This is a genomic window from Bacillus cereus group sp. BfR-BA-01524 (genome assembly GCF_022662595.1).
Taxonomy (GTDB): domain Bacteria; phylum Bacillota; class Bacilli; order Bacillales; family Bacillaceae_G; genus Bacillus_A; species Bacillus_A thuringiensis_S.
On sequence record NZ_JAKUDW010000064.1, the window covers coordinates 24,533 to 30,532 of the forward strand.

Here is a 6,000-nt window from a genome sequence, read left to right on the forward strand (position 1 = left end):
AAATATGTGATTACACTACATTCGATTCGATAATATTACTTAGTTGCATCGGTTTATATTAATTTTTTCTCTCCACAATCAGGATAAAATGTACAATAGGAAATTTTATGTAAGATAAAGAAGGAAGGTTTATGGTGAGCCTGAGTACTTTGCTAGCTTTTGCGCTTGTTTCACTTAGTATGGTGAGCCTATTTTGATTTATCTTATTTCTCATTCCATTACGTAGGGGCGTATGGCAGGATTTATTTTTTTTATTGAGCATCATGCTTGGATTTGTAATTCATATAAATGAAGCAACTTTAGTATTCACTCAAAAATCCATTGTCTATGAAACAACTAGATTTGTAAACGGCTTTAATAGAAAGATGTCTATTGTATTTTTTGCGGCAAGATTAAATAGCTTTTTTGTTACTTTACAATAAAGTATACTTAATATCAGTAATTCATGTAATTAGGGGTGGTTTCTATATTTAGAGAAAATACAAAAAGGATACTTCTGTCATTAGTAACAAATCCAATACTAATAATTGTATATGGGATTTTTTGTTATGATTTGGCCTTATACTGTAAGTACGGAAGAATGAATTATAATATTTACATTTTGTTATTATGTATAGTACTTTTTATATCCATAACTACATTTACTACAATGCGGGTGATAAAAAATAGAGAATATGAATCTAAAAAATTAACAAATTCAATAGCATGGAGATCCATTTCTATTATCATTATTGTTACAATTACATCATTTTATGGGATGCAGATTTATAAAAGTGCAATAAATTACAATGGTAAATTGGCATGGTTTATAGAAAAGTTAAAACATGAAAGGTCAGTTAAACTTAAACATAATAATATATATAAGTCTGGAGTAGAAGGTATTTTTGAAGATATAAATAAAAAATATCCTTTGCCAAAGAAATTGTATATGGCAACTGATTTTGATCTTACATTTCATTCAGATGGAACAATCACAGCGTTTGATACATTTGTTTATGGGAAAAATGATGATGGGAAAGAAGAAACTTATTTAATCTCTTATAATAAGAAGAAGTCAGAAGATATTACTATAATACGAGACGGATACGCAAAGCCTGATTATAATGATGATAAATTAGTAGAACCTTTAATTGAAACGGTTAAGGCGATTCCAGTTAAGCAAACGGTTAGAAAATGGAATGAAAGTAAGTATGGGTTGATTTATTATGGAAAAAGAAATTGGGGATCCAATACAGAGGGAATTATTAATATTACTGAGGATGGTAAGGGGCAGAGTCTTAAAAAAGCAGCTTCTGATATCATTGGATATACTGTATCTATATTTGTCCCTGGAAAAGAGCAAGAGCTAGTCCCTGCTAGATATAATTTAATAAGTGACGCAAGTTGGAGTAAATCAAAGACGCCTCCAAAAGAAGATATGCTTAAAGAGAAGAAACAACAAGATTTAAAGAATGAAAAAGAACAGTTTTTCCTATCGAAAGAAGTTGGTTATAAACTAAATATGACAGATAAAGCATTAGGGAGCGCCTTTTATTCATTAAGCAAGACTAGTGATGAAGGGAAAACATGGGAGGTTATCAATCCAGACCCATTTAATGGGGGGATTGGTAGTGTATCAGGAATCACTTTTATAAATGATAAACTTGGGTTTTTAGGAGCAATTAGGCCTTCTGGTAATGAAGGAGAGTTATATCGCACAGATGATGGGGGAGTATCTTTCAAAAAGGTAGAATATCCGCCGCATGAAGTGAAATTAGATCATACACAGTCCACAATAAGTCCTTTTGATTCACCTAGTATGCCATATGAGAAAGATGGGGTTTTTAATATGTTAGTTGGACAAGGGGCAGATGGAGACTACAATGGCGATAGTAGTGCACTTTATCAATCAAAAGATAACGGAGAGACATGGGAATTTGTAGAAGAAGTGAAAAAGAAATAATTAGAATTTTTTTGAAAAATAAGGTAACTACTCAGCTATACATTTTATTTAGAAGTTTGGTAAGGGGTATAATTCCAGCCATGAAGATAAAAATGGACCTATACCTCGCTGCCTTTCTTTGTTTTATTTCTTATGCTTACTATCAACGCTATATTTATAGAAAGGTATTTTGGTGATATACAAAAATGGATTCGAAATATCACATGTTGTTTTGCTTTATTTGTAGTGGTTTTAGTAGCTCTATGGATAGGGTACTCTTAGATCCTTACTTAAGAGAATGAGAAGTATGTGATTACAATACATTCGATTCGATAATATTACTTAGCTGCATCGATTTATATTAATCTTTTCTCTCCTCAATCATGATAAAATGTACAATAGGAAATTTTATGTAACATAAAGGGGGAAGGTTTATGGTCAGCTTGAGTACCTTGGTAGCTTTTGCAATTGTTTCGCTTAGCATGGTCTGTTCACCTGGGCCTAATATGATTTACCTCATTTCCCGTTCCATTACGCAGGGACGTATGGCGGGATTTATTTCTTTATTGGGCATCATGCTCGGATTTGTAATCTATATAATCGCAACTATGTTTGGACTTACAGTTCTATTCGTTGCTGTTCCCGCTGTATATGAAGCAGTAAAGTGGGCAGGTGCTGCTTACTTGCTCTGGCTCGCCTGGAATTCAATAAAACCTGGTGCTACATCTATTATGAAACCTCGTACGATTTCTAATGAGCCACCAAGGAAATTATTTCTGATGGGACTCATGACGAATCTTCTGAATCCAAAGATTGCTATTTTGTATGTATCACTTCTACCTCAATTTGAAGATCCAGAGAAGGGATCGTTGCTTTTTCAAGGTGCAGTTTTGGGCCTTACACAAATCACTGTTAGCTTTATAGTTAACCTCCTAATTGTATGTACAGCAAGTAAAATTGCAAAATGGTTTGGCACACGCCCGACGTGGCTACGAGTACAGCGTTGGCTTATGGCAAGTGTTTTAACGGGGCTTGCTATACGCCTTGCTTTTGAACGTCGACAGTAAGAGCCTCTTTACCGTCAGTTTCTATAATATAACCTAATAAATATTAATATAAGTTATGTATAGCAGATATTTACCTTATAAAATAAGGGGGGAATATTATGACTGAGACAAACGAATTTTCAGGAGTCAATTTGAAAAAAGATGTGAAGTTTTCCATTATAATTCCTGCGCATAATGAAGAAAAGTACATTAGAAAATGTTTAGATTCAATTGCAAAGGCATCAGAGGCATATAAAGAGCAAACGGAAGTTATAGTTGTTTTAAATCGTTGTACAGATAAAACAGAGGAAATAGCAAAATCTTATAATTGTATTACATTGAAAAATAACGATAAAAACTTATCTAAAATTCGAAATGCAGGGGCTAAAATAGCTAGTGGAGAAATAATCGTTACTATAGACGCTGATACCATAATGACAGAGTCTATGTTGTCTAATGTAGATAAATATTTAGCTTCAGGTACATACATTGGTGGTGGGGTGAATGGGAAGTTTGAAAGAATATCTTTAGGAATATTTCTCTCCGCAATGTTAATCATAATCCCTTTACTTTTTAAGTACGGAGCTATATCTGTAGGGATTTTTTGGTGCTATAGAAAAGACTTTATGGCAATCAACGGATTTAATGAAAACATGCTTATGGCAGAAGATGCAGATTTCGCTAAACGTTTAAAAGAATGGGGAAAGAAAAATAATAAGAAATTCGGTACTATTAAAAATGGAATGATAACTTCATGCAGAAGATTTGATACATATGGAGACTGGACTTTACTTAAAAATCCAAAAGTAATTTTAGCTTATCTAAAAGGAAATGATAGAAAATACGCAGATAAGACATATTATGATAACCAAGAAAGATAAAAATGGAGAAAATCGGCAGAGGATAGCTAGTACTTTTTTAGATATAATGAGAATCCAACTTAATTTAATAGATATTATAAGAAAACCATCAATTTGATTATCCTTTTTCAAATTGATGGTTTTTATTTTTGAAATAAATATATATTTTTTTATAAAAATATTTTTTGACCCCCATAAAACTATGTATTCCTCCGAATATGTATAGTGAAGAAAATAAATAGAAGAAAAATGACTAGGAAAGAATATAGAAGCATTAATAAAATTACTAGATTAAGTGGGTATCCAAAATAAAAGGATGAAATTACCAATGATATAGAGAAGAGTTATTCAAGGATTGCAGATAAAATAGAAAAAGAATAAGCAAAACGAACGGTAGAAAATAAGAAAGTAGATAAAAATATAAACTTAACTTTAGTGCCGAGAGAAAAGGAAAATCATTAAGAAAACGTTGGGAAAAGTTAGACTCGAAAAATATAACTAACAGCAAGAAGACAAGCCCGAAGAAAAGTACCAAGAAAATCTGGTTAAATGGTCACTTGTGTAGTGGCCATTTTGCTATTTGAAGGAGGCTGGGAGATTACAAGTGTTGAGTTTAGTAATGAAGATCTTAAGAAAACCGAAAATAGAAGATATCGTATGTAACATACAAAACAACGAAGAAGATAAAGAAGCATTTATCGTACAGTATCAGCCTTTTATTAGAAAATCAATCTCATCTGTCTGCCGCCGATATATTACAGAACAGGATGATGAATATAGCATTGGATTGTTTGCGTTTAACGAAGCAATTGAACAGTATTCATATACAAAAGGAAAATCCTTTTTAGCGTTTGCTGATCTTCTTATAAAAAGAGATGTAATTGACTATATACGTAAGGAGTCTAAACATAACTTTGTCTTTTTAAAAGAAGATGAGCAAGAGGAAATGTTAGAAATGCAAGTGTCGCTTACGGAGTATATGAAAGAGATGGAAAATAGTAACCGTAAGGAGGAAATTCTTCATTTTCAAAGTGTGCTAGCTGAGTTTAAAATCACATTCTCAGAGCTTGCTAAAGAATCTCCTAAGCATCGTGATACGCGTGAGCACTTAATAGAAATCGTGAAAATTATTATAAAAGAAGAGGAAATGATGGAAGAGCTGTTCCGAAAGAAAAAGTTACCGCTTAAACATATTGAACCGCGTGTTAGGGTGAGTCGTAAAACGTTGGAACGACATAGAAAATACATTATTGCAATGTGTATTATTTTTGCAAACAACTATACATATATTCTGGATTACATAAGAGGGGAAAAGCATGATGAATAAAGGAATTGTGATGGATATAAAAAAGCATAGCGTAGTTGTTTTAACACCAAATGGAGAGTTTATTACGTGTAAAAGAAAAGGGGATTCTTGCATAATCGGGGAGGAAATCTCATTTGATGAGCAAGAACAAAAAGCATCGCATTTTTCGATCCCTTCCTTTTTAAAACCTGCATCAATACTTGTTGCTTGTTTTCTATTTGCAGTGCTGTTTTTCTACAACCAACCAGAAGAAAAAGTATTTGCTTACGTCTCAGTTGATATAAATCCAAGTTTAGAGGTGAGCGTAACGAAGGATTTCCGTGTTATAGATTTGCAGGCTTGTAATGATGATGGAAGGCGTATTTTAAAAGAATTGAAGCAATGGGAAAATAAACAATTGCAAGAAGTAGTACGTACTATTATACAGCAAAGCCAAGAGGATAAGTATTTAACGAATGATAAGCAAGTTATGCTAACAGCTGTTGCAAAGGACAAGGTGCTAGAACCACAGTTAGAAAAGGCAATGAAAGAATTGAAGAAAGAATATGAGTTAAAACATATTACAGTTGAATATCAAAGTAGTACGATGCAAGTACGAGAGAATGCTAGAAAAGCTGGAATTGGCACAGGTGTCTATATAAAGCAAGAGAATGAGAAAAACAAATCGCTTACTCCTCCTGCCACGCCGCCTAATCCGGTGGAAAATGAAGAAGAGGTGCAATCACAGCCGGAGTCATCTCCTGATGCATCAATGGATTTATCTCCTGTAGACGAAAAAAAATATGAAAAGCAAGAGCAGAAAGAACAAAAGAAAACAGAGGAACAGCCATCGAAGCAAATAAAAGAAAACAATGGAAGAGGATCACA

5 protein-coding genes and 1 pseudogene are annotated in these 6,000 nt (G+C 33.0%); all 6 read left to right on the top strand.

Translation table 11 applies throughout. From position 1 onward, the window contains the following. Positions 1-457: 457 nt before the first annotated feature. Positions 458-1,942, top strand: a complete 1,485-nt coding sequence (locus tag MR170_RS20920) for a WD40/YVTN/BNR-like repeat-containing protein (protein ID WP_346749471.1) — start codon at positions 458-460, stop codon at positions 1,940-1,942. Between the two features lie 105 nt (positions 1,943-2,047). Continuing rightward, positions 2,048-2,203 (top strand): annotated as a pseudogene (locus MR170_RS20925) (DUF3963 domain-containing protein); the annotation flags it as partial. Positions 2,204-2,355: 152 nt separating this feature from the next. Further along, positions 2,356-2,988, top strand: coding sequence for a LysE family translocator (locus MR170_RS20930; protein ID WP_029442885.1), 633 nt, complete (start codon positions 2,356-2,358; stop codon positions 2,986-2,988). A gap of 98 nt (positions 2,989-3,086) precedes the next feature. Beyond that, positions 3,087-3,848, top strand: coding sequence for a glycosyltransferase family 2 protein (locus tag MR170_RS20935; protein WP_000140993.1), 762 nt, complete (start codon positions 3,087-3,089; stop codon positions 3,846-3,848). 583 nt (positions 3,849-4,431) lie between these two features. After that, entirely contained in the window at positions 4,432-5,154 is a 723-nt protein-coding gene (gene sigI / locus MR170_RS20940; protein WP_002082432.1) for an RNA polymerase sigma factor SigI, read from the top strand. Further along, on the top strand, positions 5,144-6,000 hold an 857-nt coding region (locus tag MR170_RS20945), incomplete at its 3' end, for an anti-sigma-I factor RsgI family protein (RefSeq protein WP_242309118.1). The genes sigI and MR170_RS20945, both read left to right, overlap by 11 nt.

Bases quoted from the DNA above. Each gene is read 5' to 3' on its own strand.
- MR170_RS20930 (WP_029442885.1), top strand. From the start codon at position 2,356: ATGGTCAGCTTGAGTACCTTGGTAGCTTTTGCAATTGTTTCGCTTAGC.
- MR170_RS20935 (WP_000140993.1), top strand. From the start codon at position 3,087: ATGACTGAGACAAACGAATTTTCAGGAGTCAATTTGAAAAAAGATGTG.